The 25,649-nt window shown below is 60.4% G+C and carries 31 protein-coding genes and 2 pseudogenes; 8 read left to right on the top strand and 25 right to left on the bottom strand.

Going from position 1 to position 25,649, the window contains the following annotated elements:
• Nucleotides 1-67: 67 nt before the first annotated feature.
• Complete coding sequence (locus ACR9ZN_RS06370) at nt 68-1,213, bottom strand: DUF1236 domain-containing protein (protein ID WP_481271656.1); 1,146 nt, start codon at nt 1,211-1,213, stop codon at nt 68-70.
• A gap of 273 nt (nt 1,214-1,486) precedes the next feature.
• On the opposite strand from ACR9ZN_RS06370, the gene ACR9ZN_RS06375 reads away from it, so the two are divergent.
• From ACR9ZN_RS06375 to ACR9ZN_RS06390, 4 genes are all read left to right on the top strand, one after another.
• Entirely contained in the window at nt 1,487-2,380 is an 894-nt protein-coding gene (locus tag ACR9ZN_RS06375; protein ID WP_481271657.1) for a complex I NDUFA9 subunit family protein, read from the top strand.
• Nucleotides 2,381-2,758: 378 nt separating this feature from the next.
• Entirely contained in the window at nt 2,759-2,980 is a 222-nt protein-coding gene (locus tag ACR9ZN_RS06380) for a hypothetical protein (protein ID WP_481271658.1), read from the top strand.
• A gap of 2 nt (nt 2,981-2,982) precedes the next feature.
• Complete coding sequence (locus tag ACR9ZN_RS06385; RefSeq protein ID WP_481271659.1) at nt 2,983-3,183, top strand: DUF305 domain-containing protein; 201 nt, start codon at nt 2,983-2,985, stop codon at nt 3,181-3,183.
• 492 nt (nt 3,184-3,675) lie between these two features.
• Nucleotides 3,676-3,885, top strand: coding sequence for a cold-shock protein (locus ACR9ZN_RS06390; protein WP_481271660.1), 210 nt, complete (start codon nt 3,676-3,678; stop codon nt 3,883-3,885).
• A gap of 155 nt (nt 3,886-4,040) precedes the next feature.
• On the opposite strand, the pseudogene ACR9ZN_RS06395 reads toward ACR9ZN_RS06390, so the two are convergent.
• From ACR9ZN_RS06395 to ACR9ZN_RS06405, 3 genes and pseudogenes are all read right to left on the bottom strand, one after another.
• Nucleotides 4,041-4,154, bottom strand: a pseudogene (locus tag ACR9ZN_RS06395) (NADH-quinone oxidoreductase subunit D-related protein); the annotation flags it as partial.
• A gap of 83 nt (nt 4,155-4,237) precedes the next feature.
• Nucleotides 4,238-4,645, bottom strand: a complete 408-nt coding sequence (locus tag ACR9ZN_RS06400) for a hypothetical protein (protein ID WP_481271661.1) — start codon at nt 4,643-4,645, stop codon at nt 4,238-4,240.
• Between the two features lie 279 nt (nt 4,646-4,924).
• Nucleotides 4,925-5,356, bottom strand: a complete 432-nt coding sequence (locus ACR9ZN_RS06405; protein ID WP_481271662.1) for a hypothetical protein — start codon at nt 5,354-5,356, stop codon at nt 4,925-4,927.
• Between the two features lie 829 nt (nt 5,357-6,185).
• Here ACR9ZN_RS06405 and ACR9ZN_RS06410 point away from each other — a divergent pair.
• Nucleotides 6,186-6,620 (top strand): CBS domain-containing protein, encoded by a 435-nt coding sequence (locus ACR9ZN_RS06410; protein ID WP_481271663.1) that lies wholly within the window; start codon nt 6,186-6,188, stop codon nt 6,618-6,620.
• A 410-nt stretch (nt 6,621-7,030) separates the two neighbouring features.
• Nucleotides 7,031-7,240 (top strand): annotated as a pseudogene (locus tag ACR9ZN_RS06415) (hypothetical protein); the annotation flags it as partial.
• A 33-nt stretch (nt 7,241-7,273) separates the two neighbouring features.
• Here ACR9ZN_RS06415 and ACR9ZN_RS06420 read toward each other — a convergent pair.
• From ACR9ZN_RS06420 to ACR9ZN_RS06520, 21 genes are all read right to left on the bottom strand, one after another.
• Nucleotides 7,274-8,278 carry an inorganic phosphate transporter gene (locus ACR9ZN_RS06420; protein ID WP_481271664.1) on the bottom strand — a complete coding sequence of 335 codons (1,005 nt, stop codon included), beginning with the start codon at nt 8,276-8,278 and terminating at the stop codon, nt 7,274-7,276.
• Nucleotides 8,278-8,922, bottom strand: a complete 645-nt coding sequence (locus tag ACR9ZN_RS06425; protein ID WP_481271665.1) for a DUF47 family protein — start codon at nt 8,920-8,922, stop codon at nt 8,278-8,280. Before ACR9ZN_RS06425 ends, ACR9ZN_RS06420 begins: the two co-directional genes overlap by 1 nt.
• 496 nt (nt 8,923-9,418) lie before the next feature.
• The gene (locus ACR9ZN_RS06430; protein WP_481271666.1) at nt 9,419-9,631 is read right to left on the bottom strand and encodes a hypothetical protein; all 213 of its coding nucleotides are present in this window, start codon (nt 9,629-9,631) and stop codon (nt 9,419-9,421) included.
• A 297-nt stretch (nt 9,632-9,928) separates the two neighbouring features.
• On the bottom strand, nt 9,929-10,528 hold the full coding sequence (locus ACR9ZN_RS06435) for a DUF3775 domain-containing protein (RefSeq protein ID WP_481271667.1): 600 nt from the start codon (nt 10,526-10,528) through the stop codon (nt 9,929-9,931).
• Nucleotides 10,529-10,932: 404 nt separating this feature from the next.
• Nucleotides 10,933-11,358 (bottom strand): zinc-binding dehydrogenase, encoded by a 426-nt coding sequence (locus ACR9ZN_RS06440; RefSeq protein WP_481271668.1) that lies wholly within the window; start codon nt 11,356-11,358, stop codon nt 10,933-10,935.
• A 75-nt stretch (nt 11,359-11,433) separates the two neighbouring features.
• A complete protein-coding gene (locus ACR9ZN_RS06445) occupies nt 11,434-11,886 on the bottom strand; it encodes a ribbon-helix-helix domain-containing protein (RefSeq protein WP_481271669.1) in 453 nt (150 codons plus the stop codon).
• 138 nt (nt 11,887-12,024) lie between these two features.
• The gene (locus ACR9ZN_RS06450; RefSeq protein ID WP_481271670.1) at nt 12,025-13,878 is read right to left on the bottom strand and encodes a conjugal transfer protein TraG; all 1,854 of its coding nucleotides are present in this window, start codon (nt 13,876-13,878) and stop codon (nt 12,025-12,027) included.
• A 43-nt stretch (nt 13,879-13,921) separates the two neighbouring features.
• Nucleotides 13,922-15,700, bottom strand: a complete 1,779-nt coding sequence (locus tag ACR9ZN_RS06455) for a relaxase/mobilization nuclease domain-containing protein (protein ID WP_481271671.1) — start codon at nt 15,698-15,700, stop codon at nt 13,922-13,924.
• A 247-nt stretch (nt 15,701-15,947) separates the two neighbouring features.
• Complete coding sequence (locus tag ACR9ZN_RS06460; RefSeq protein ID WP_481271672.1) at nt 15,948-16,721, bottom strand: lytic transglycosylase domain-containing protein; 774 nt, start codon at nt 16,719-16,721, stop codon at nt 15,948-15,950.
• Nucleotides 16,722-16,724: 3 nt separating this feature from the next.
• Nucleotides 16,725-17,060 carry a DUF736 domain-containing protein gene (locus ACR9ZN_RS06465; RefSeq protein WP_481271673.1) on the bottom strand — a complete coding sequence of 112 codons (336 nt, stop codon included), beginning with the start codon at nt 17,058-17,060 and terminating at the stop codon, nt 16,725-16,727.
• 69 nt (nt 17,061-17,129) lie between these two features.
• Nucleotides 17,130-17,675: a S26 family signal peptidase gene (locus ACR9ZN_RS06470; RefSeq protein ID WP_481271674.1), complete on the bottom strand. Its 546-nt coding sequence runs from the start codon at nt 17,673-17,675 to the stop codon at nt 17,130-17,132.
• A complete protein-coding gene (locus tag ACR9ZN_RS06475; RefSeq protein WP_481271675.1) occupies nt 17,672-18,190 on the bottom strand; it encodes a DUF2840 domain-containing protein in 519 nt (172 codons plus the stop codon). Before ACR9ZN_RS06475 ends, ACR9ZN_RS06470 begins: the two co-directional genes overlap by 4 nt.
• 451 nt (nt 18,191-18,641) lie before the next feature.
• Nucleotides 18,642-19,526 (bottom strand): replication initiator protein A, encoded by an 885-nt coding sequence (locus tag ACR9ZN_RS06480; RefSeq protein ID WP_481271676.1) that lies wholly within the window; start codon nt 19,524-19,526, stop codon nt 18,642-18,644.
• 14 nt (nt 19,527-19,540) lie between these two features.
• Nucleotides 19,541-19,816 carry a helix-turn-helix transcriptional regulator gene (locus tag ACR9ZN_RS06485; protein WP_434960196.1) on the bottom strand — a complete coding sequence of 92 codons (276 nt, stop codon included), beginning with the start codon at nt 19,814-19,816 and terminating at the stop codon, nt 19,541-19,543.
• A gap of 142 nt (nt 19,817-19,958) precedes the next feature.
• Nucleotides 19,959-20,396, bottom strand: a complete 438-nt coding sequence (locus ACR9ZN_RS06490; RefSeq protein WP_481271677.1) for a DUF2285 domain-containing protein — start codon at nt 20,394-20,396, stop codon at nt 19,959-19,961.
• Nucleotides 20,383-20,727: a transcriptional regulator domain-containing protein gene (locus ACR9ZN_RS06495; protein WP_434960194.1), complete on the bottom strand. Its 345-nt coding sequence runs from the start codon at nt 20,725-20,727 to the stop codon at nt 20,383-20,385. Before ACR9ZN_RS06495 ends, ACR9ZN_RS06490 begins: the two co-directional genes overlap by 14 nt.
• 176 nt (nt 20,728-20,903) lie before the next feature.
• Complete coding sequence (locus ACR9ZN_RS06500; RefSeq protein WP_481271678.1) at nt 20,904-21,170, bottom strand: hypothetical protein; 267 nt, start codon at nt 21,168-21,170, stop codon at nt 20,904-20,906.
• Between the two features lie 2 nt (nt 21,171-21,172).
• Nucleotides 21,173-21,382, bottom strand: a complete 210-nt coding sequence (locus tag ACR9ZN_RS06505) for a cold-shock protein (RefSeq protein WP_434961327.1) — start codon at nt 21,380-21,382, stop codon at nt 21,173-21,175.
• Nucleotides 21,383-21,540: 158 nt separating this feature from the next.
• Nucleotides 21,541-21,744: a hypothetical protein gene (locus ACR9ZN_RS06510; RefSeq protein WP_434960192.1), complete on the bottom strand. Its 204-nt coding sequence runs from the start codon at nt 21,742-21,744 to the stop codon at nt 21,541-21,543.
• Between the two features lie 308 nt (nt 21,745-22,052).
• On the bottom strand, nt 22,053-22,454 hold the full coding sequence (locus ACR9ZN_RS06515; protein ID WP_481271679.1) for a single-stranded DNA-binding protein: 402 nt from the start codon (nt 22,452-22,454) through the stop codon (nt 22,053-22,055).
• A 605-nt stretch (nt 22,455-23,059) separates the two neighbouring features.
• Nucleotides 23,060-23,293: a helix-turn-helix domain-containing protein gene (locus ACR9ZN_RS06520; protein ID WP_434960190.1), complete on the bottom strand. Its 234-nt coding sequence runs from the start codon at nt 23,291-23,293 to the stop codon at nt 23,060-23,062.
• Nucleotides 23,294-23,602: 309 nt separating this feature from the next.
• On the opposite strand from ACR9ZN_RS06520, the gene ACR9ZN_RS06525 reads away from it, so the two are divergent.
• Both ACR9ZN_RS06525 and ACR9ZN_RS06530 read left to right on the top strand, forming a co-directional pair.
• On the top strand, nt 23,603-24,574 hold the full coding sequence (locus ACR9ZN_RS06525; RefSeq protein WP_481271680.1) for a GHMP family kinase ATP-binding protein: 972 nt from the start codon (nt 23,603-23,605) through the stop codon (nt 24,572-24,574).
• Nucleotides 24,571-25,614, top strand: coding sequence for a PLP-dependent cysteine synthase family protein (locus ACR9ZN_RS06530; RefSeq protein WP_481271681.1), 1,044 nt, complete (start codon nt 24,571-24,573; stop codon nt 25,612-25,614). Before ACR9ZN_RS06525 ends, ACR9ZN_RS06530 begins: the two co-directional genes overlap by 4 nt.
• Nucleotides 25,615-25,649 lie beyond the last annotated feature (35 nt).

The following is a 25,649-nucleotide window of genomic DNA, read 5'->3' on the forward strand; positions in this document are numbered from 1 at the left end:
GCTGCACGCCTTCTCGTTATGAGTACAGGATGGGACATCCCTCCTGCTTTCCAAGTCAAGCACGACCCTACTGGATCACCTCGACCACGGCGCGGCTGCCGGGATCGACCAGCACCACGTCGTCATTCTGGTCGACGAAGAAATCATAGCTCCTGACGTCGGGCACCTCGGTAATCACGGCATCCGGCATTGGCACCAGTTCAACGTCGGCTGGCACGCTTACGCCCGACTGGGCGTCGAAACTGCGTTCCACCTTGGCCGCATGACGTTCCCGGGCATAGTCGCGGATGATCCGACGCTGCTCGGCCGTCAGCCTGATCTTGCTGGCGGCGCGGGCGTGAGTGGCCCCTCCGCCTTTACGAATGACTTCGACCACCTTGCGTGAACGCGGCTCCACGATGACGATCTCATCGCGGACGACAACATAGTCATAGTTGCGATATTCCGGGACGATTTCAACAATATCAGGCGGCAGCGGCCTTGGCCGCACTCGAGCGGGCAGGGCTCGACCGACATCGATATTGACATCGATGTCGGCATTGCTGCGTTCGCTCGAGCGGAACAGCATGTCACGCACTCGGCCTGCTTTTTCCTTGGGAACATTGAGGTTCCCGGTTACATCGACATCCGTGCTGCCTGGCTGGGTCTCTCCCGTCTGCTGGTTTGGTTTCGTCTCGGGCGTCACGGGTCGCGCATTATCTTGCAGTGGCTGTTTTCCTTGCGGCTTGGACTGGTCGGCCGGCTGTGGAGTGCTCTCGTCAGCGGGACGCTTTTTCTGGCGCATAGGCTGTTTTTCAGGTTGCGCCTGATCGAGGTTTTTCTCGGGCTTCAGCTTCTTTGAAGGCTGCTCATCGCCGGTCTTTTGAGATTTTGAAGGCGTGCAATTGGCGTCCTCGGCCGAGCATTTTGTCCTATCGGTCTGTTTGCGCTCTGCGGGTTTCGCCTGATCCGCATCGCCGGCGGGATTCGCAGCAGGATCTCCAGTTTGGACGGCGGGTTTCTTGCGCGGCTGCTCGGCGGTCGGTTCCTGCTCGGACTGCCTCGGTTTTTTGCCAGGTGCCTCCATTTTGTTGGCGGGCTCCTGTTGCATCGCCGGGGCCTGTTGCGGTTGTTGGCGTTTGGGCAAGATTTCATCCTGCGCGAAGCCAGTGCCGGTAGCCAGTGCAGCGGTAAACGCTGCAGCGGCGACCGTTACAAACAATCTGGTTCTCATCGGATACCTCTATTGCTCTGGTATTGAGGTTCGCACCCTCCCAAAGCACGGCGACCAATGGTTGTTCCCTACCTTGCCGACACATTTGACGCGTGAGGACTGCCGAACGAAAGCGCCCTATATGGATCCTATTGGCCTCATCAGGCAGAGCGGATCGCGGCGGCATGGCAACGCTCGCACTTGCGAGCGAACATTTGTCTTGCAGCGATGTTTGGGGGGATGGTAGCCGCGCGATCAGCATCAGACACTCGAATCCCTGCGGGCAGCGTCACCGTGTTCGGAGGCTCAGGCTTTCTTGGGCGCAGGATCGTCAAGCACCTCTTGAACTGCGGCATTGCCGTTCGCTCGGCCTCCCGCCACCACAAGCGCGCGGGCGAGGAAGAAGCCCGTGCCGGCGGATCTCTTGCCGAGGTCGAAGCGGACATATGTGACCAGGCGCAGGTCGCCACGGCCGTTTCTGGAACCCGGGCCGTCATCAACGCAGTCAGTCTTTATTCCGAACATAGGCATGCAACATTCGAGCGCGTGCATGTTGTCGCGGCATCCCAATTGGCAAGGGCGGCAAGAGAAGCAGGCGCCGAGCGATACATCCAAATATCGGGCATCGGCTCAGACCCGTGCTCCAAGTCCGCCTATATCGGGGCGCGAGGACGAGGTGAAGAAGCGGTCAACGCCGAATTTCCTGGTGCGATCGTCGTCCGCCCTGCGGTGATGGTGGGAAAAGATGATGCATTCCTGATGGCGATCACGAGGATGATGCGCTCACTTCCCGCTTTTCCGCTCTTCGGAGGCGGCGATACCTGTCTCCAGCCAGCATTCGTCGAAGATGTTGCAGAAGCTGTCGCACGGCTTGCGATCACAGAGATCAAGACCGACGCACGATTATTCGAGTTCGCAGGGCCACGTGTCTACACCTACCGCAATTTGGTCCGGGAAGTGGCCCGTTTGCTTGGAGTCCGCATACGCCTGATCCCTATTCCGTTTCTCGCATGGTACGCGATCGCGACATTATGCGAATTCATCCCTGCGACACCGCTCACACGAAACCAAGTCGAACTCATGCAGATCGACAATGTTGCAGATAACGGGTGCCCCGGATTCCCGGATCTTGGAATGGAGCCTCACGACCTCGACCAGGTGATACTCGCAATTTATGAAAAGTCCTGATGCGTAGTTGATATCGAAGGGAGATAATCCATGGCGAAATGTGATCAATGCGGCAACGACTACGCCAAGTGTTTCTAGGTATATTTAGGAGAACGGACGTATACGTTCGATAGCTTCGAATGCGCGATTCAGAAACTCGCTCCTATCTGTCCTCATTGCCAAGTCCGCATAATCGGACACGGCGTCGAGCAGGGCGATATGATCTACTGCTGCGCGCACTGCGCCGAGCGAGAAGGCGCAAGAGCATTGACCGATCGCGCTCCCTGAGCATGTCAGCCTTTGGATTGGCTTTCCATAGTCCAGCGCAGTTTGTTCTTTGCATTCCGCACTTCCTCGACGTCGGAACTGTCAGCGAGCAACGAAAAACAAAGGTGTGCCATGAAGGAGCATGACCAACACTCGAAATCGCACCCGGACGCACATCATTATTTCATGTTTGCCGTCAACATTGTGCTCAGCCTGGCCGTCATGTATTTCGCCATGTTCTCGATGATCGATGGCTGGAGCGATTTTCGTAACAACCTCAACACCGCCTACATGGCGCTGACAATGGTGGCTCGCTGGCGACCATGGCGAGCATGTACAGGAACATGCGACTGAACATGGCCCTTTATGTCGGTCTGGCCGTTTTGTTGGCCGCGGCGTTTGCAGGAACCCGCAGCCAGGCGCTCATCAGCGATCGTCAGTTCATCGCGTCAATGATCCCACATCACTCGGGGGCCATTCTGATGTGCCGTGAGGCGAACCTCAAAGATCGGGAACTGATCGATCTATGCAGCCGGATTACTGGAGGGCAGCGCTAGAGCAGATGAAATCAATCCAAACCAGATTATATGGCCCCAACTGAAGGATTTTTCCCGGGCGCGCTCTGATAATTTTGTACGCTTAGATGCTGAATGAATGATCCTCGACTTTTCCAGAAATATTCCTGCCCTCAACAAGTTTGGGATCGGCCGATACTGCAGTTATTATATCATACAACAACAAACCTAGCATAATTATTTGTTTATCATTGATTTCAACATGAAATTTCAGTAAGTATTTCTTAGGTCCATAGTTGACTCCCTCGTCAATTCTTGCGTTCCACGCAATTCTTTCCTGGAACAAAAAGCCGCTCCTCGCGTTGCTCCTTGTCCCTTGTGCGTGTCGCCGCCCGAAAAAGCCCGTGTTCCAATTCGGCTGATTTAGGCACACGTAGCCGGCATGGTGCCGATTACCGCCTTCGACGCCTGCAGCCGACAAACGGACTGTCATGCACGATCATGTGCTGACGATGAACACGGGAGGAGCTCGGCATGAGCACCGGAACGGTTAAGTGGCTCGATGCCCAGAAGGGCTATGGCTTCATCACACCCGACGACGGAACACGGGATGCCTTCGTCCACGTCAGGGCTTTTGAGGATGCTGGGATCCAAACCTTGTTCGAGGGTCAAAAGATCACATATGAACTCCTGCATGATCGTAAGACCGGCAAGACCAAAGCAGAAAAACTGCACCTGATATGAACTTATTGTAGGGACGCTCGTGAGAACGATGGCCCAACCACCATAGGGCATGTCTATGCCAACAAAGCATCGTTTGCGACAAGAAGCCCGACCTTCGGCCGGGACTTCATTTGCTTGAGAAGCAATGCCTTCGAGAAATCTCAAAAGACTCGGGATTATCGGTCAATCTCGCCGAAGACGATATGGAGCGAACCAATGACAGCGGCGATATCGGCCAGCAGATGATCGTGCGAGATTTCGTCCATCGCTTGCAGATGGGCAAGGGACGGTGGGGTGAAGTCGCGGATTTCAGCTTCGGCCATCATGATCTTCCGTATGTTGACGGGATTTCACCCATGGGCAACGACGATGATCAGGCAGACACGATCAACGTCAACACTCCATCACTATCGAGATTGACGGCCACGACCTGGGTGGAAGTTGCACCATATTCCTTGAGGGATTGGGATAGTTCAGGGGTCTGATCGATACTCTGGCGCAACTGGCGCATATCGTCGGGACTGGTCGAGGCGATCTTCTCATCCACCCCCTTGCGGATAGGCGGCGGCAATTGGTTGATGTTGACGACCTGCACCTGGGTGATCCGGGCAGGGACATTGCCGGGCACCTGGCTATCGGGTGCAGCATCATTTGGGAGCGCCTCGCTATGCGGAGCAGCGTTCCGTTCGGGCGAAGACTGATTTGCCGTCACCGTCATGGCGAGCGAACTGTTCATGGCGAACAACGAAACCGCCACGGCGGCGCATATCGCTTTCTTCATGCCGTTTCCTTTTACATGGCTTTCGTTATGGCCGAATATGCCGGCCGGTGACGAGAGCGCCTCGGTTGAGCGCTCGCTTGTGGAGCTGGAGGGCACTCATACGAATGTTGGCGCTGCAGCCCGTGGCCGTCGCACGCCCAAAAATTCAACGCTGATGGAGCTCGAAACTCGAGCAGGACTATGATCGATTTCAGCAGAAGGCAGCCCCCTGGACATCCCCGGAGGCGGCCTTGTTTCCAGGCCTCGCATTTGCCGGCCTCGCTGTCGTCCGATCTCGGGTTACCGGTGGAAAACCCAGTTCAGTACGTGCCGGAAGATGCCGCCATGCTCCGCAGCACGCAATTTGGCTGCGACCTTCGGTCCGGTCATCGTGCCGCGATAATGGCAATCGCACAGCAGACGATGGGCCAATCCCGGACTAAGTTCAAAATAGGTACACGCATCGCCTAACCTGTCGCCAGCCAGGCCATCGGCGCGCAGAACCGGGTCGTCATAGGCAAGGGCGACGGGACCATGGTCCACCCGCAAGCTGCAGCGGGCCGTTTTCGAATAGGTTTCGATGCGTTGGAAAGGTATAAGCGGAACGTCATGCCTGTCCAAGATTTGGGCCCAGCGTTCCCGGCGTTCGGCGCGCGTCAGCACCCGGGGCGCGGATTGAAGCGGGACGATGTCGGCCTTGAGCCGGAGTTCGTCCAGACTTTGATGCAGCATGGAAACCTCCATTGGCTTCGTAATAGCGGAAGCAGCGATGCTTCACACCGGAACCGCCAAGGAGAAGCGCTGGAGACCTTCGCCCTCCTTGACCCTGCTGTCATGCCTGCCCTTACGGCTTGGGCATGGAATGTCGCTCGACCAGCCCACGTTTTTCTTCCACCCAGGTGCACGCGCGTTCTGAAGAATACCCGTAGAGGTCGAAGACCACGACTTCGCGCACCAACACCGATCGCTCGGCGGCAAGCGTTGCATCCGCATTCGTCGAGACTGAATGAATCCTGCCTGCACCGGCCGGAACGAGCCGGCCATTCCTGGAGCGGCCTGGGCAATTGGGAGTTGATCGATCGCCCGTCTGAGGAGCGGCGAGAGGATCAACGGGCGCGCCACCAAGCCAGTACCCGCACATCGGAAATCCTCCAGAACGAGATAGTTCGGAATGGCTCGGCGTCCGAACACCGGCGAAGGCATTTCGTTCCTTGTTTCTGCTCCGTGGCATTGAAATTTCTGTGCAGGGCGCCGAAACTGACCGACCAGGGCTCTTTCACAAAACTGGACCCTGCACCTCATTCGGCTTCTCCCGGGCAATCGGTTCGAGCGAAAAGAGCGCGAGCGGCGTTTGGCGCCTCGGCCCGGCGCACCGATGGAGCTTCGCGACTGGAGATAGGCCGACGGCCCGGCTCTCGCGATGCCTCGTTTCAGGAAGGACCGCCGCGCGGAACAATTACAGCACTGGCTCGTTCGGAACGAGCGGCCTACGGAAAGGCGGCGGTGAGAGAACGAGCTCCATCGCTGCGCCGTTTTCGAAATTCCAGCAAAGGAGATCGCCATGCAGGTGAGTCATGCAATGACGCGCGATGTGCGCGTGGCCAATGCCGGAGAAACTATCGCTCAAGCCGCCCAGTTGATGGCCAAACTCGATGCCGGCGCGCTACCGGTCGGTGAGAACAATCGCCTGGTCGGGATGATCACTGATCGAGATATTGCAGTGCGTGCGGTAGCCCATGGGAAGGGGCCTGATACGAGCGTACGCGAGGTGATGACCAAGGACGTGAAGTATTGTTTCGCCGATCAGGAGATCGACGAAGTGACCCGCAATATGGGCGACATTCAGGTGCGACGCCTACCCGTGGTCGATCGCAATAAGCAGCTCGTCGGCATCCTTTCACTGGGTGACGTTGCAGTAACGACCGGCGATGGGGCCGCGGGTGAGGCATTAAGCAGCATCTCGCGTGCCGGTGGCGCCCATACTCAGACAGGGTAGCAAGGATACTCCCGCTCCACAGATCGTACGCCCGGAAAGGACGTTCGAGGCTCGCCAGTGGGACTCGACGATAGGCAGCGAACAAAAGCTCACCAGCATTGGATATGCGGTGCGCTTGACGCTTCCGTTGCGCGCAAACTCCGGGTTCCCGCTGCGACGAACTCGCGATGGGCGCAATCGCAACTGCCAATGTGCGCGTGGCGAAATCGCCAGCAAGCTGGCAGTCCCGTCATCCGTCATCGATAATGTCGCGGCCAAGGAGCAAACAGCACTCAAGCGTCGCGAGCAGCACTATCACGGGGCCAGGCGCCTCCTGCCACAGGATCGATGATCCACGCAACAATCGAGGCGCTACGACAAAGACGACCGGCTCGTATCGTCGCGGTCATACCGGTCGGCGGCCCGGACACCTACAGGTGCAGCTATTCCGGGAGGATGGAGAGAGGGAGACTTGGTTCACCACCATATCCTACCGGGCCAGCATGAACGCGATGACCGCCTTCACAAAAGGAGAACCGACAAAGGTTCACCATCTCGATCGGAATGCTGAATTTCTCATCGAATTGCCCAAACGGATCGAGATCCATCGCATTCTCGTCGACAAGCAGGGCCTGCGCTGACATTGCTCCGACCTGTGCGGGACGGCACATGCCCTAGCTAATCCAAGCAGAGAGAAAGTAAACCAACGCCGAAACGATAGCCGCGGCCGGGAGCGTCACGACCCAGGCGACGACAATGTTGCTCGCCAGCCCCCAGCGGACGGCCGAAACCCGCCGAGCGGCGCCAACACCAACGATGGCGCCGGTGATCGTATGCGTGGTCGAGACCGGAATGCCCAGCCAGGTCGCACCGAAAAGGGTCAAGGCACCCCCTGTCTCCGCGCAGAACCCCTGCATTGGATTGAGCCGCGTGATCTTCGATCCCATCGTATGCACGATCCGCCACCCGCCGGCCAACGTACCGAGTGCCATTGCCGCCTGGCAGGACAATACGACCCAGAACGGCACGTAGAAGCTCGAGCCGAGATAGCCTTGCGAAAACAGCAGCACCGCGATGATGCCCATCGTCTTCTGCGCATCATTGCCACCGTGCCCCAGCGAATAGAGCGAGGCGGAGACGAATTGCAGAATGCGGCAGGTACGGTCGACGGCGAAAGGCGTTTGGCGAACGAAGATCCAAGACACGACCAGGATCAGCAGCAACGCCAGAAAAAAGCCGATCGCCGGCGAGAGGAAAATGGCCGAGACCGTCTTCGCGAGGCCTGAAAATACGATGGCGTTTCCGCCCGTCTTGGCCAGACCTGCGCCCACCAGGCCGCCCACGAGTGCGTGCGAGGAGCTCGACGGAATGCCAAGCAGCCAAGTGAGCACGTTCCACACAATCGCGCCCAACAGGGCCGCAAAAATCACCGCCGGCGACACGATGGCGGGGTCGACGATGCCGGTACCAAGCGTCTCGGCCACGTGCAGGCCGAAGAAAAGGAAGGCGATGAAATTGAAGAATGCCGCCCAGAATACGGCATAATGCGGCCTGAGCACACGCGTCGAAACGATGGTGGCGATCGAATTGGCCGCATCGTGCAGACCGTTGAGAAAATCGAAAATGAGCCCGACGACGATGAGTCCGACCAGGAGCGGCAAGGCGAGAGCTGTTTCCATCAGACGTTCTCGATGACGATGCCGCTGATCTCGTTGGCAACGTCTTCGAAGCGGTCGACGACCTTCTCCAGTTCGCCATAGATTTCGCTGCCGATGAGATAGGCCATGGCATTGTTGGTGCCATTGATGCGGAAAAGGTTCTTCAGCCCCTCTTCGTAGAGCTCGTCCGATTTGCCCTCAACCCGCGTAACCTCTTCGGCGAGTGCACTGAGCCTCGCCGAATTCGGCCCGATCTGCGTGAGCAGCGGTATCGCCTCGGCGACCAGATGCGCAGCCTCGGCGATCAGCACACCCATTTCCCGCATGCCAGGCTCGAATGTGCGTTGTTCGAAACGCCGGATGGTCTTCACTGTCTTGTTGAGCATGTCGATCGCATCATCCATGGACTGGATCAGATCCTTGATGTCGCCGCGATCGAACGGCGTTATGAAGCTGCGGCGGGTTGCAAGCAGCACCTCTCGGGTGATTTCGTCCGCCTCGTCTTCGAGTTCAACGATGCGGTTGCAGTGCTTCTCGATATCGCCCTTGCCCGCCAGCATCGCCTTCATCGCTTCGGCCGCGCCGACCACTGTCTTCGAATGACGCTCGAACAAGTGGAAGAACTTGTCCTCGCGCGGCAGGAGCTTCTTGAACCAACTGAGCATGCTTCGAATCCGGCTGCAGAATTGTCACATAACGGTCATAGATAAAAACCGTCGTACGTAAAGGTCGGAACTAATGAGAGAAGTTGTGACGTACGCCTGGAGCCCCTTTCGTCACAATGCCCCAGCACGTCCGGCACGGTGAAAATCATCGTGCGACCGCCTTGACCAAACAAAGGCTTTATCTCGTTGTCGATCTGCCAACGAGTGTGCCGTCCGAACGCGATGGCTAAACACGAGGCTCTGAAACCGGTCATAATCTGGTTATCGACGCGGAAAAATTCATGCGATCGGCGGGGCATCGTCAGGTTCCCCGAGGCCAGACGATGCGCCAGATTGTTCGGGTATCCTTCAGGCTCGCCTCGAAACCGGCAACTTGCGTGCCTGCGCCTCATCGAAAGATCAACAAGAGCGAGGTTGCGCTCTGGTGCGCCCATCCCCTCGCCAACTTCCTCGTGAACCTCCTCGATGCCGGTGCAATAAAAGTAAATTGGCGTTCTCACTGGCGGGGATATTCATCTGAGGCGACAGCCGGGGCCAATATCATCGCTTCGGCGACCTCAAAGCATTTGGCAGGGTGACAACACGAGCCCGGAACGGCCATCTCCAGTTCATCGGTCCCGTCAATGGGAGTGGCAAAAACCAACCTTCTGCAGACGAAGCATACCCAGCTGATTTTTACGAGTTCCACCTCGAGGTCTTCGGTGCCCATCAGCATTCTCCACCCGAGTATCTGTTCAAACTGCTCTGGTAGAATGACGTTCCCCGGGACTCGTCGAAGATTGTCGCGATCTAGGCCTGTGCAAGAGTCGGTAACGATATCGTTCGCCGCCTATGGGGCGAAACTGCCCAGTTGCTCCCAGGCGCCTGAAGGACTGCAATCCCAGCTTTACAACGAATCCGGGAGAAATCCGGCAGGATGGACGGGCGAATAGGTTCGCTAACGACAAGGCGGGTATCGAAAGCCGCGCTAAAAACCTGTGCGACGAGGCCACCGGCGCGACGGCTTTCAGCGATCCGAACGCTTGAGGCGATGAATCTCGACGCCGTCCTTTGACGCTGCCTCTGCCGATCCCAGACTCTCGTCATCGAGCCCGACTCCGATCGCCGCCAAGCCTTCGCCGAGCAAATCCGGCAGATTGGGGGTAGCAACCAGATAATTTCCCAGGTGAAGAGAAGCCGCATCCCGCTCGAGCGCCAAGCTGCGCGCAGCATTCCATTCGCTGGCGCTGAAATCGCCGCGTCCGATATAAAGAAGCGTGAGAAGATCGGCGCGTTCATCGACATTCAGGCCGGCGATCAGGCCTCGAAATTCATGCTCACTGGCTTCCTCAGGGTTGCTGTCCGAAAGCGCGTCAACGTTGCGGTCGTCCAGTGCGTCGGAACCCGATTGCGGATCATTGTCACCGTCTTTGACGTCGAGCTGACGGGCTTCGACGATGAGGGCACGAACCTTGTCGATGGCGATATCCATGGGAAGGCTCCTCCAAATTTCATACATTTCAGGGCCGCAGGCAACGCCCACAGCACAGATTTTTCGGCGCCCTTCTATAGGACTCTGGTTGGGCCGAATGGTTCCATCCAGTGTTGCGGAGGCGAAGTCGCCCACCGTCTCGATGAATGCCAGCCGGTCGGACCCGGCGTGATCTACTCAGCAATGGCGGTGAAAGCAGCCCTCCTTTCGGAACCCACTTTCGGCTCCGTTGTTCCGAAGGCGAACCTTCAGCCACGTGCGCGATGGCCACGTGCGCGATGGCAGTGCCCCCTCCCCTCGGAATCGTCGTCTAAACGGCTGAATAGCTAAACAAATGAAAGCAAGAAGAGCGGCGTGAAGATATCATTCCGAGCCCTTCGCCCTGGATGTGGCGAGCTCGAATCTCGATGGACCGGTGGCGATCAAGGAATTGCGGAAGTCCGCTGGCCTCCATGTCGTCGCCACTGCCGAGCTCGTGGGCACGTTTGAACGTGGGTGACCCCATGCCCTGCAAGCACTATCGCGCCGATGAGCAGCACTCAGCCTGCAACGGCCAAGACCACCTTGCCTCTGACATGTCCATTCTCGAGCCGACCTTCGGCGCTTGCCGCATCGGCGAGCGTGAAGACGGAATCGATCTCCGCACGCACCTGGCCGGCATCGATCAACCGGGCGATTTGCATCAACTGGGTACCGCTCGGCTTGGCCATGTAGTGGACACCGCGGGCCCCGTATTCAGAGGCCTTGTCAGTTGATGGTTCTTGCAGCGTCGACACCATGATGCCGCCCTTTTTCAGAACCTTCCAGGAGCGATCCTGCGTATCACCGCCAACCAGGTCAAAGACCAGATCGATATTGCTGACGATGGACTCGAAGCGCTCGTTCCGGTGGTCGATTGCCTCGACCGCGCCGAGGCGATGTACGAAGCCAAGGTCTGCCTTGGAGCAGGTGGCGTAGTTCGGCAAAAGATTTTCCCAATGCCACAGAGGCGCTGGCTTTCAACCGGGAGGGCTCGCAGGATTCGATTGGAGTTTTTTTGCTCACTCTTTGCGTTCTGGTGCCCCCGATCGGCACTGGGGCATTGCGCTATCACCGACGACGTCCTCCGGAATCTCGCGCAGAAAACTCTGCCCTTTCTGCAACCGCTTGCCGAGGATCTCGACAAAACCCTCAAAGCGCTCCCGCCCCTTGGCCTGGGCGGCAGCCTGTGCCTCGGCCGGCAGCGGCGGGGTGATCGCCAGCCAGAAGCGAACGAACAGAGCCAGTGTCTCGGCGGTGACGCCGACGTCACGCTCGATGCGCTGCACCTGGCGGGTGAGCCGGTCGAGGCGACGCGTGAACGCCGCTTCCCGCAGATCGGCATTGTCAGGCGAGAGGAAGGAGGCTACCGCCGCCTCCACGATGGCGGAACGCGTTAAGCGTTTGCGCTCGGCAAGCTCGTTGATCCGGCCGATCAGCTCGGCTGGCAGACTTAGATTGAGACGGTCGCGCATGACTCAGAGCTCCATGCCGTCATTCGGATCGAGCGAGACCTGCCGCACCAGTCCCGCCGTCTTCCGGCGCAATGCCTGACGCTGGCGAGCAAGGGTCTCCGGCTCGTCGTCGAGCAGGGCGGTGAACTCCTTGGCGGGCTATTCCTCCTGCGTTTCCTTGGCAATCGCGACATGGTCCGGCAGTTCCGGCTCACGGCGCAACCCGGCATTGGCCTCGTCGCGATTGGCCAAGGCCGCTGCCTCCAGCGTCGGGTCGGGCACCTGTGGCTCGCGCTGCGACCAAGCATCGACGCCCTTGGTTCGTTCGAACCGGCGAGGATCTGGCGCCACCAACAGGCGCGCACGGAAACGCTCGTCCTCATAGTATCGCACTTTCCGCGCCCGGATTGGTGGTGTGCCGGCGAGCATAACGATCTCCTCGTCCGGCGGCAGTTGCATCACCTCGCCGGGCGTGAGCAAAGGCCGGGCCGTCTCCGAGCGCGAGACCATGAGATGACCGAGCCAGGGCGACAGGCGATGGCCGGCATAGTTCTTCATCGCTTTCATCTCGGTGGCGGTACCGAGCGCGTCCGAGACACGCTTGGCCGTGCGCTCGTCATTGGTGGCGAAGCTCACCCGGACATGACAATTGTCCAGGATCGAATTGTTGGCGCCGTAGGCCTTCTCGATCTGGTTGAGGCTCTGGGCAATCAGAAAGCTCTTGATGCCATAGCCGGCCATGAAGGCGAGCGCCGACTCGAAGAAATCGAGGCGGCCGAGCGCCGGGAACTCGTCCAGCATCATCAGCAGGCGGTGGCGGTTGCCCGTGGCGTCGAGATCCTCGGTCAGGCGCCGGCCGATCTGGTTGAGCACGAGGCGGATCAGCGGCTTGGTGCGCGAGATGTCGGAGGGCGGCACGACCAGATAGAGCGTGGCGGGACGCCGGTCGGCCGTGAGGTCGGCAATACGCCAGTCGCATCGGCTCGTCACCGCCGCAACGACAGGATCGCGGTAGAGGCCAAGGAAGGACATGGCGGTCGAGAGCACGCCCGAGCGTTCGTTGCCCGACTTGTTGAGCAATTCACGCGCCGTCGAGGCGACGACGGGATGCGGCCCTGTCTCGCCCAAATGTTTTGTCGTCATCATCGCCAGCAACGTTGCCTCGATCGAGCGTTGCGGGTCGGAGAGGAAGGCGGCGACACCGGCCAGCGTCTTGGCCTTCTCGGCATAGAGAACATGGAGGATCGCCCCGACCAGGAGTGCGTGACTGGTCTTCTCCCAATGATTGCGCCGCTCGAGCGAGCCTTCCGGATCGACCAGCACATCCGCAACGTTCTGGACGTCCCTCACCTCCCAGTCGCCTTGGCGTACCTCGAGCAGGGGATTGTAGGCAGCCGAATCCGGATTGGTGGGATCGAACAACAGGACGCGGCCATGTCGGGCGCGGAAGCCGGCGGTAAGCCGCCAGTTCTCCCCCTTGATGTCGTGGACGATAGCCGAGCCCGGCCAGGTCAGCAGCGTGGGCACGACAAGGCCGACGCCCTTGCCCGAACGGGTTGGAGCGAAGCACAGCACATGTTCGGCCCCGTCATGGCGCAGATAGGAGCGCTCATGCTGGCCGAGGATGACGCCATCGGCGCCGAGCAGGCCCGCGGCAGCGATCTCTTTTCTGTCGGCCCAGCGCGCCGAGCCATAGGTCTCCACCTTCTTCACTTCACGGGCTCGCCACACCGACATGGCGATGGCAACCGTGATCGACAGGAAGCCGCCTGAGGCTGCGATGAACGCGCCTTTGTTGAAGATCGCCGGCGCATAGGCGTCGTAGAAATACCACCACCAGAAGAAGGCGGGCGGATGATAGACCGGCAAGCCCAGCAGGCTGAACCAGGGCATTCCCAACTGGCTCTGGAAGCCGAGTTGCCAAGCGACATATTGGGTGGCGGCCCAGATCGTCGCGAGGACGATGAGAAAGACCACCGTGATCTGCCCCCACAGGATCCGGGTCGCGGGCATGGCATGGTCCTTTCTGCTTGTGGGTGTTGGGGGTTTGTGGAGCTCAAAGGCCGAGCCCAAGGTCGCGCTTGCGGCCAAGGCTCCATTCGATGCCACCGCCTTCCTTGGCAACGCCGGCAACGTGCTGGCCAAGCTTGCGGTCGAGCTCGCGCGACCAAGGCACAAGTTGGAAGCCAAGACCGTCGTCGATCACGGCAAAACGGCCCGACGAGAGGCTGAGGCGCTGGCGAAGCGTGCCGGCGATGGATGTGCCGGCCTCCGCCTTCACATGCGGTAGGCCTGTTTCTACCAAAAGCTGATTGCCGACAGCGTCAAGCTCCCGGCGCCGTAGGGTCGAGAGCAGGTTGCGCTGCAGCACGAGGCGCTGGCCATCCCGTTGCGCCAGCCCTTGGTCGGCCAGATGTTCGGCGCGCGCCAGCATGGCCTCACGCACTTCCTGGCCAAAGCCGGCCGACGCCAGCGGCATGGCCTCGCGCTCGACCAGGCGATGATCGAGCCAGGTGGCGCCGGGTGCCGTAACCTGCGCCGCAAGATCGAGATCGGAGCGCAGGGCGAGGACCAGCATCGATCGCCGATCCTCGGAGCCGCCGAAACGGCGCACCTCGACGACACCGCCATCGGGTGGCGCCTGCTCGAAGGCTTCGATGCCATGGAAGCGGACATGGTGCGCCCGGCCATCGGTGCCATCGATGACGGCGTAGGCCTGCCCAGTCAGTTCATCGTGCAAGCCTCTGTCGACGAGACGGCCGACGATCGGCGAGCCACTGCCGACATCATCGATGACATAGTCGGTCACGCTACGCTCTGCGCGCTCCCCTCCCCGCTCGGCAAAGGCGCGATGCATGGTCTTGATGATGGCGCCGCGCGCTCCCAGATCGCGCAGCGTGCGCTCGGCCTCGAGCCCAACCAGCCATTCGCCTGAACTTGATTGAACGGCGAGGCCCATCTTCTCGACATGCTGGAGGCGGCCGATCATCAGGCGCCGCAGCTCAGGATCGGCGAGACCGGTACTGCCTGGGCGCAGGTCTATATAGCCCACCTCATCTGCAGCGCGCTGGATCTCGACGTCGAGGCGTGTCCAGCGCTCGGCCGTGATCTCCTTCTCGAGCGCATTGCGGATCTCATGCTCAGGCTTGGGACCGAGTTCGAGGGCAACCAGATCCTCGGCGCGCGAGCGCAGGCCACGGCTGACATAGTCGCGCGCGATCACCAGATCCGCGCCGGCGTCGTCGACGCCGCGCACGATGAGATGCACATGCGGGTTATCGGTGTTCCAATGATCGGCGGCCACCCAGTCCAGGTGGGTACCAAGATCGGCCTCCATCTGCCGGGCGAGATCGCGGGTGAAGGCCTTGAGGTCGCTCATCTCGGCCGCGTCCTCGGGCGAGACGATGAAGCGGAAGTGATGGCGATCGTCTCGGCAGCGCTCGGCGAAGGCGAAGTCATCGGCGCGATCGGTGCTGGCGTCGAACATCACGCCCTTGCCGCCCTCGCGGCTGACGCCCTCGCGCTTGAGATAGGACAGGTGCGCCGAGACCGGGGCCGAGCGGAAGGCCCGGCCCTTGTGGCGGGCGATACGAGCCTTGACCACGACGCGGCGCGTGGGGGTGAACAGGCGTGAGCGGCCGAAGGTGGTGCGCCCCCGCCCGAAGGTGGAATGGCCGGGCCGGCCTCCCACTTTCCTTGCCGATCCGGTGCCGGCGACGTGCCCGGCCCTCTGCGCGGCCCGCAGCACCTTGTTGATGAAGCTCTTGGCCTTGGGTGCCCGGGTGGAACGGATGCGGCCCGGCCGGATGCGAAGGTCGCTGTCCCGCAGGCTCATGGCCAAGCTTCCGGCGGGATTGCCAGCGGGCTGTGCATACGGGAGCATTGAAAACTCTCACAAAAACCGGGCAGCATGCCCGCGACCGACCGGCATGCACCGGAAAAGGCAAGCCACGTCAGTGACTTGGCGCATTCCGGGCAGGCGCTTTTATCTCGCCATCCTCCGGTCGCCTCCCCTGGCTTCCCTCTGCGCTCCCTCCAAATCACGCCAGAGCCCGAGACAGCGCGAAACCCCACCGGCACGCTCATGGCGCCCTCCTTCCACCTGCGCGCGCGGCAAACAGGCTCTCCGAACGCGTTGCGGTGGCTGCAATGCTGAGCGCTTCGAGTGCAGCGGCACTGTCATTTGAGCGACGATCGACTGGCGGACCCATGGTGGCCGATTGGCCGCCCAACTGGGCGATGAAGAGCGGTGCGCGCTTCCAGGCCCTGGGATCGACCGTCGCAAAAGCGAAAGGGCGCAAGTGCTTGTCGACGCCGATGATCGGCGCGAGCATTGCGACATAGGAACGGGTCTCGGCCGGCAAAGAACGCCCGGTGAGATAGGCCTCATAGCGCGCTGGACCGGCATTGTAGGCGGCCAGGAAGCCGGGCGAACCATAGCGATCGTAGAGCTCGCGCAGATAGGCGACGCCCGCCAGGATGTTGTCGCGCGGATCGAAGGGATCGCCGCCAAGGCCATGCCGCAGGCGCAACTCGGCCCAGGTGGCGGGCATGATCTGCATCAGTCCGCGTGCACCCTTGCGCGAGACGGCGGCACTATCTCTGTCGCTTTCGGCGCGCATGACGGCACGGATCCAAGACGCTGGCAGGCCAAAACGCAGCGCCGCCTCGCTGACGTGATTTGCATAGAGATCACCGGGCGACGGCCGTTCGACTGCGGCGGGTTGCGCATTGGCGGTGAGCGATATCGCAGTCGTGACAGTCAGGCCGGTAAGGAGAAGGAGGGCCCGATGCCACGCAACGTGGCGCAGCCCAGCGGCGGCCAATTGGTTCGTCGAAAGGCGGCGAGACGGCATCGATCAGTCCCTCTCGACGCGGTCGCGCTGACGGTTCCAGTGCAGTGACCAGGACGTTTTGTCGTTGCCGTTCTGGAACAGGTTGGCGCGGATTGGCTGCGGCAAAGCCGGATCGTCGATGGACACGGCAATGTAGGCACCTGCCTTGTCACTGGAGCGCTTCCAGCCAGCACCCACCTCAGGGCCTTCCTCACCGCCGACATGCAACCGGTAGTCTGGCGCGTTTTCAGCATCGCTCGGTTCGGTGGGAAGGACGGCCAACTCGGTGTCGACCAAGAGGGTGTGAATGCGTCCGAAAAATCCCTTCTTCTCGCGCGTGAATTGGCCGATCTGCGTCATGTCGGGCTCCTGGATGTTGGTGGCTTGGGGACGGAAACGGGTAACGGCGGGCAGGCCGCCGGCGAGCGCTCAGTGCATCGTCGGGCGCCAGATGAAGTGGCCGTCGCCGCGCTCGTCGATGAACAGCGGGATGGCGCGGCCGATGACGGTACTCGCCGGTACTGAACCGAAGTAGCGCCCGTCGAAGCTGTCGCGGATGTTCCGGTTCATGACGAACACCTCGTCGTCGGAGAGCCGATGGCAGCCCTGCCAGACCGGCAGGGCGCGGTCATGCCGATCGCGATCGAGCGCCTCGCCGATCTGCACCCCATCGACCTTGATGCTGCGCCCGCGTCGGCACACCACCTGCCCCGGCCGGGCTGCGATATGTTTGAGGAGCGGCACGCCTTCGCCGACATAGCCGCGCCTGACCATGAAGCGGGCGACCGGCTCGGGTGGCCGCACCGCTACCAGGTCATCGCCAACGAGAGCATCCGGCGCTGCGATACGATACAAACCGATTGGCACGCTGGCCGAAGCATTCCAGACCAGCTTCAACGGCATCGAGACAGCCGACGCGATACCGATCCCGAGCACTGCGAGTGTCGTCGCGGCGATATAACCAAGGCGGGTCATCGCTCGATCTCCTGCCGTTTGAGCCAAGCTTGGTGACGGCCAATCGCGTAGGGACGCGGCAACAGTCCGGCACTCATGCGGTTGTGAACATGCCGCCAATGATCGGGAGCGACCTCGCTCGGATCGATGCCGAGCTGTTCGATCGCATCGATATGTTGGAGCACACGCTCAACCTTGGGCCAGCTTTCGATCGTGAGGAGAATGTCGCCGCCGGGCCGCACGAAGGGAAGCGTCTGGTAGGCTTGCCCTGGCTCGATTGCGCGCACGATATCGATGCGCGAAAGGATAGTGCCATAGTCGTTGGCGGCCCAACGCAGGAAGGCAAAGAGGCTGCCGGAACGGAAGGAAAGAACGCGCCGCTGCCGATCGATTGTCTGTTCCTGCACCGCGTGGCCGAAACGGATCCAGTTCTCCATGCGCTTTTCGATCCAGGTCATTTCGACATGGGTGAGAGCGTCTTCCTGCACGGTCGACCGACGGTCGCCGCGCGGGCCATGAATGGCTGCGCCGGTCATGTTGGTTCTCCTGGCTTGGATGGAAATGCGTGCGTGTGCACGACACACAGTGCGTTGGCGGCGTTGCCCAGATGCAGTGCTCGAATTACGGCGCCAATGACACGACCCGGCGTATCGGCGTGTGGATCACAGGCGAGGCCGAACACAGGCGAGATCGGCGTTACGGGCTGCTGCGGCGCCCTAAGCTTTGAATGAAGAGAAGGCTTACCGTCGTGCAGTCGCACAACTGGTGGAAAGCGGATCTCCAATCTGAGAAAGGCAGAGAGGTTTTCCGCAGGCTTGCAAAAGCGCGGGTCCGTTAGAAAGATTCCGAAGGAATCTAAGTTATATAAGTTACGGGCACCGTAAGCTCTTGAGACCATGTCAGGAAATGGCAATTTCGGTCCCTGATGGCACGTGGTTCGGGTCCCCGATAGCACGCCAGGGAGGGTCCCTGATGGCACGAGACAATTCACAGCTTGTCCCCAGGATGCAGTCGGCGGGACCGGCACCGGTGTGACCGGGTGAAAAACAGACGATCGGCGGAAGTGAAGGAGAGAATCTCGAGACCGTCGGAACGCCGCTCGATTGTCAGCTCATAGCCAGGCAACGCCTGCCGGCGGACGATGTCGCGCAGGTCATAGGCAAAATGCTTGAGGGGCGAGAGCGTGCCGGATTTTCGATGGAGCTGCGAAAAATCGAAGCTCCAGCCATATTCCTGACGGCCGCCGTGCTTGCGCACCAGGCGATAAAGCCAGCGCTTGAGGCCGCCAGTCAGCCCAAAATAAGCGCGGTCGATGGTGAGCACGAAGGCATCGTCGAGGACGGCCTGGTAGAACCAATCCGGCAGGATGAGTTCGATGCCCAAGGCACGCTCACGCTGATCGATGCGTTCTTGCCATTCGTTGATCCAGGAAAAGCGGTGCCGCCTGCCCTCCCTCGGCTGGCGGATCGAAGTGCACACCGTGGTCGACTGAAGACGGTCGAGCGCAGCCTTGAGACGCTGGTAGTCGCGCAGGCAGGTGCCACGTCCGATGAATTTGAGGATTTCATAGGGCGTGGCAGCCATAAGCCGCGACGTGCGCAGCCCGGCATCGCGTGCCTCGACGATCTGGCTCGCGGCCCAGATCAGGATGTCGGCATCCCAGATCGTGGCCATGCCATGCTCGGGCACGGCCTCGACCCGGATCGAGACGCCGCCGGCGGCAAAATCGATGGGCGCAGCCCGATGCGACTTGAAGAGCGAAAAGAAGGGATAGGCCATGAGATCCTGCGCGTCTCGGGGCGCGACGTCACCGGGGCGAGAACGGAACAGGTCGAGTTGCCCGCGCTCCGAAGGTCGATGCAGCGCTGTCATGAACAAGCCGCCGATCAGCGGGGAAATCGACTGGCGTGGAGCGGCGAGGCATGCCGCTTGGCTGGCAGGACCGATCCGCGCGGATCGCTGGTCGAGGTGACGGCGCCCCGATCGGTCCAGGCCAGAAGATCGTCGATGGCATAGACGACACGTCCGCCGAGCTTGCGATAGGCAGGACCGGTTCCGTAGGTGCGATGCTTTTCCAGCGTACGGGCGGACAGGCTGAGGAACTGGGCGGCTTGCTTGGTGCGCAGGAAGTTCGGCGGCAGGGCGGTTGGATCTGATCGCATGGAACGGGCCTTTCGTGGCATTTGGGCCGCCACTGACGACCAGCGGCGAACACGAGACCACGATGGCGAAGTGAGAGCGTCGAGATGCAGTGCGAATTTAGGGGGACCCAAAATCGCACACCGGCGTCAACGGCGGACGCGGCTAGGATCGACGACGATGACGAAGCAGTTTGCGATAGCCGCCAGCGATCATGGCGTGGGCCTCACGCAGCAGGGCCATGACGACAAAACGGGTCGAGGCGGCCTGCCAGTCGTCACGCCCGAGTGGCGCCTGGCGCAACACGACCTGGGCGATATCCTGCTGGGTGGCGCCGTGGCGCAAACCATCCCAGGCCTGCAGCATGCGGCGAGCCCGGGCCCGTTGCTGGGGTGTCAGGCGGCTATCGGGCGGTACGCGCCGGCGATGCAAGGCGGCCAGGAAACGATAGAGCGCTTCGAGGCGATCGAAGCCCTCGAGGCCGAGCGGCACAAGGGCCGCCAGCGCCCCTCCCCGCTCGCTATGCCCGCGACAGAGAAGTTGGATGCGCCGTTGCGTGCCGAGCTCAAAAAGGAGGTGCGTTCCCAGCTCATCGGTTCGCATCACCTGTCCCGTGAGCTGTGCTCGAATATCGCTGGAATTGATCAGCCCATCCGGGGTCGGCGCCAAAAGGACCGTGCTCGTGTCTTCGAGCGGCGACCAGAAGACAGAAGATCGGCCATGGGAAGGATCGGCCGGGAAATTGCAACCTCCAGCGTTCGCGGATCCGGTTGCCAAGCGAATGGCGGTCGGCGCCGGTCGTGGCAAACGCAGCATAATCCTGGCGATACGCCTCGTTACGGCGCAGCCACTCCCAAGCGAGATCGGACGCGGTCAGCTCATTGACATGATCGTAATATGCGGCGGCGCGCCACCGGGATGAATCTGGGCCCATCGCTCCCCCAATCTGCCCCTATCAGGGCAGGAGAAGGATTCCGGGATCGGCGGCCCCCGGGTAGTCCGAGAATGGGCAACAGGTGTTGCCGTTTCGGCATCACGCTATCTGCAATCCGAGCGTGGCCTGACATCCCTGCAAGGACAGAGCGTGACCAGTCTCCCAATATTGGGGAATCATTTCATTCCGAAGAGGTCGTCCGGCGTCTCGCCATAGCGGCCGAGGATCTCAGCATCGTCGAAGTAGCCGATGTCGGGATCCCCGCTACGCGAGAAGGCAATGGCCCCGACAATCTCGTCGTCACCTCGCCAGCGACCGATAATGGCCGCAGCTTGAGTGCACGCCATATCGCGGGAGACAGCATCCTCGCCATCGATAGCCAGCAATGCGCCATCCTGCGTCCGAACGAAGGGCAGAACGACGTAGTAGGTTGAGCGGGCCATGGTCACACGACCTTCAGATTCCCGGCTTTGGTCTTGCCTGTCTTGCGATCGGTTGCAAGTTCATAGGCGACCTTCTGTCCTTCGTGAAGGCCATGAATGCCGGCTTTTTCGATCTCGCTCACGTGCAGGAAAACATCGCCCCCTCCGTCATCGGGCTGAATGAAGCCATATCCCTTCTGGGCGTTGAACCATTTGACGGTACCGGTGGCCATCCAAAGATCCTTCCCTAAACGAGAGCGGCGAACGCTACCCCGCGAGGCATAGTAGGCCAACACGGATTTTGATGGGCCACGAATGGGCTCGATGCCCATGAGTGGCCTTGAGCAAAGGAAAAGAGAGACAGGCGCATCCACGCCTGTATCTCGAAGCCTCAGAACGGGATGGCTACGGCCGGGACCGGTTCGGCCGGCGCGAGGAAGGCGGCCCAGAAGCCCTCGGCTTCCGCGGCAGCCAGGGCCTTGTGGGCTTCCTGCAGGGCGTTCCCAATCGCCTCGCGTTCGATGGGATCGAGGCAGGTTTTGTATTCGGCGCGCAATTCTTCGATGTGCTGCTCGAGGGTGATTTCGTAGGTCATGGCGTCCTCCTTGGTCTTGATGACGGGAGGCGGGCACGGTCGCAGCGAAGACAGGGTCAAGGAGCGCGAAGCGGCCGACGGAGTCGGCGAGTGGGGGAGCCGAAATTCGCCAGAATTTTGGGGGAACCGCTCGTCCTTGAGGCTGGCTCAGCCAGCAGTAGACTGGGGTGTCAGAAAGAGAAAGAGAGTGCGGCCCCATCAGCGCCGGCAGGCGCGGGGCCGCTCCGTTCCGGCTGGCAAGCCGGAGTGTTGGACGCGATGATCGCAAGAACCCGGCGGCTTGCGCCACCGGGCTCCTGGTACTCGGCTCAGAATGGGATATCCGAGTCGTCGTCCTGCCGATCCTCGCCGTTTTCGGTCTGTTTAGCCCGGTTCAGGAAGTCGACCGTCTCGGCGATGATCTCGCAGCCGTAGCGCTCGACGCCGTCCTGGTCGGTCCACTTGGTGTAGTGGATGCGCCCGCGAACCAGAACCTTCATGCCCGCCTCGCAATACTGCTGAATGGTCTTGCCGAGGCCGTTGAAGGCGGTGATACGGTGCCATTCGGTGTCCTGGACCCGGAAGCCGTCCTTGTCCCGGATGACCTTGCCTTCGGCGTAGCGGGGACGCGAGGTGGCGAGGGTGAAGTGGATGATGGCGGTTCCGTTCTGGGTGGTGCGAGTTTCCGGGGCCTGGCCGATGTTGCCGGCGAGAATGACGATGTTCTGCATTGTAGGTCTCCGTTGCTTCTCGAAGGGACCATTCCCTCCGACGAGACCCGGCCGCGGCCGTCGAGAGACGCCTGCACTGTCGCCTCAGGCGGCAGCTTGACCCCCAAGGTCCGCAGTGGTGCGGGCAGGCGCTTGCGCCAACACGGTACGGAACCGCGGGGGTTGCTGGACGATCTCGAACGGACTTAGGGGATCCGTCAGTCGGAGGGATTGGTGCTTTCGCAAGCGCGACCTCGGGGACACACGGCAAAACCTTCGTCTTGCCGGAGTAGTGATCGCGTGCGTTCAAGGCTGCACAGCCCGGACCGATATCCAATCATTCGCTCACCAACCACAACGCACATGCTCCGACAAAGCTGAATGAGACGAAAGCGCACGAGCTATGGCATCTTGTGGCATTGCATAGCGCTGCACCTATTCAAGCGGCAGCTATTCGACCCAATCGGATTGAGGATAGCGCTATGACGATGTTCGCCAATCGCGTTCACAGCGCGAATTCGACCGATAAGCGGAGCACGGGCCTCCGATACGGGAGGGAGGCTCACCTGCGACCGAGCTGCGCGTTAGCAATACCGGTAACGTGCCAATCTAATGACGTCGATCTACTAAGGGTTTTTGAGTCGCCGCGGCAAATCTCGGTCAAATAGAGTGCTCAGCTCAAGCTGCAGCGCAACTGCGATCGCTTCTATTGTGTCAAGCGTCGGCGAGTTTTCTTCACGCTCAAGCTTCCCAATATAATTGCGATCGAGACCAGCAAGACCTGCCAGTTGCTCTTGCGACAGATCCGCCTGGTCGCGCAAGAGCCGCAAATTTCGGGCAAAGATCGCCGTCAGCCTCATGCCCCGAATGGGCCAGAAGCCATGTTGACGCTCCACCTACTATAGTAATCATTCGTGCACTCGTTCCATGATTAGCGCAGGGATCGCGTCCAGACCTATTCGCAGCGCAAGCGCCGACATAAGTTCGCTTGAACCTAGGCGCCACTGGGGACAGCAACACATCGTTAAAATCAAAACCGCGCGATACTACGATAGAGGCGCCCTCGCCATAGTGCGCGTTTCAACGATACAATACCAAACCCTTGCGAGTGACGTCATCTAATAGATACTTGCAGATTAGCTGTTGCATTTTCCAATTGGGAGAAGGCAATGGTCAGCGAGCAATCTTCCCGTCGGCCTGCCGGCACAACAAGTGTCGGCAACGAGCCGAAGCATGCACTTCAAGTGGCAACCGCTGAAGCGATCGCCCATCATGGCGAGCTTCTACAGGGTGTTTTCGAGGGATCGGATGGGCGCCTTCACCGCGGCCTTCTAACCCTTCCCTTCCCGTCGCAATATACGCGGGCAACACTTTGGCCGAGCCTCGAGCCCGGTGTCCGCACACGACCCCTCGACCGCAACAAGGCTCGGCGAGCTGTGGCGCTTACTTTTGATCACCTTCGTGTTTCGCCGGTTGGCGGCGATCTTACGCTCGAAAGTTCCATTGCGATGGGGCACGGCTATGGTTCGTCCACGGCGGATGTCGTGGCCGCCATCCGGGCGGCGGCAATGGCGGCCAATGTCCAATTGCGCCGCTCGACCGTCAGTCGTTTAGCGGTTGAAGCAGAAGACGCGAGCGATGCCATTATTTATGAGGATCGACCGGTACTATTTGCTCATCGAGAAGGCTTTATCCTTGAACATTTCGGCGATGAATTCCCGCCGCTTATTGTTGTTGGCTTTCGCGATGGTGCCGCCAGCACAGTCAATACACTCAGTCTACCTCCCGCCCGTTATGATAGCGAAGAGATAGAGCTCTTTCGCGTGCTGCGCGGTCTCGCCTCCAGATCCATCCGTTATCAGGATCCAAGTTTGCTTGGGCGTGTCGCGACACTGAGCGCACGGATCAGCCAGCGCCATCTGCCGAAACCAGGTTGGCAGCGAGCTTTAGAACTCATGGAGGCCGCGAATGCTTGTGGCCTGCAAGTCGCCCATAGCGGGACATTGTTCGGGATTCTCTTCGACGGCGAGGCGGCAGGCGTCAGAGCACAAGCATCGAAGCTCGTCACGCTGGCACAGCAAGCCGGGTTTGCGCAGGTCCAATCGTTTGCTCTGAACCTAGAAAGGAGCGCCCTCGAATGAAAGAAGAAAAGGACTATCTGCGGGACTTTGAAACGCCACGCTTTGCACGCCTTGCCTCCAATCTCCACGCAGCGAGCTTCTCGTTGATGAAGCTCCTGCCGGCTCGTTTCATGATCGATCGAGCAGAGGCAGACGGGCGTCTTGCTCCGGGTGGACACGTTGTCGAGACGACGTCAGGTACCTTTGGGCTTGCCATGGCTATGGTTTGTGCGATTCGCCGCTACAGACTGACACTGATTACTTCTTCGACCCTCACCGACGATCGCTTCACCCGTCGCCTGGAGGGGCTTGGGGCCACCCAAATCGTTGTCGATGATCCAATCGGCGATGGCAACCAGCGGGGACGACTCGAAAAACTTGCTGAACTCATTAGTACCAGCGATGAGATCTTCTGGCCTGAGCAGTACGACAGTCCACACAACCCCCTCGCCTATGGCAGGTTCGCCGAACTGGCTCTTAGATCATTTGGCCGGATCGACTGCCTGGTTGGATGTGTTGGCACTGGTGGGTCTTTGTGCGGCACCGGATCTGTGCTTCGCTCACTGTTTCCCGATCTCAGGATTGTGGTGGTAGATACCCATCACAGCGTACTGTTCGGGCATCCCGCTGGCAGACGCACTCTGCGTGGGCTCGGCAACAGCGTTCTACCGAGGAATGTGCGTCATACCATGATCGACGAAGTGCATTGGGTCGGTGCCCTGCCAGCCTACGCCATGGCACATACCCTCGTGCGCGAGCATGGACTATTCGTCGGCCCTTCAAGCGCGGCAGCGGCTTTGGTGGCGTCATGGTTCGCCAAGCGGAATCCGCACGCCAATACCCTGGTCATCATGCCTGATGAAGGACATCGATATCTGGACACTACCTACAACGACCGATGGCTGGAGGCCCTTTCGGGCTGGCCATGCAAGCTACCGATCGAGCCGACCATGCTCAGTAGGCCAACGCCTGCGGATGAGGTGGCCTGGACGTGCTTCGCTTGGAAACAAAGGACATTGGAAATGGTCCTAAAGCAACAAAAAGCCCATTCCACCTTTTGAGGCGACGGTGAACCTTCGGACAGTAAAGCTCGCAG

This window comes from Labrys sp. HAY1-8F (genome assembly GCF_056754975.1).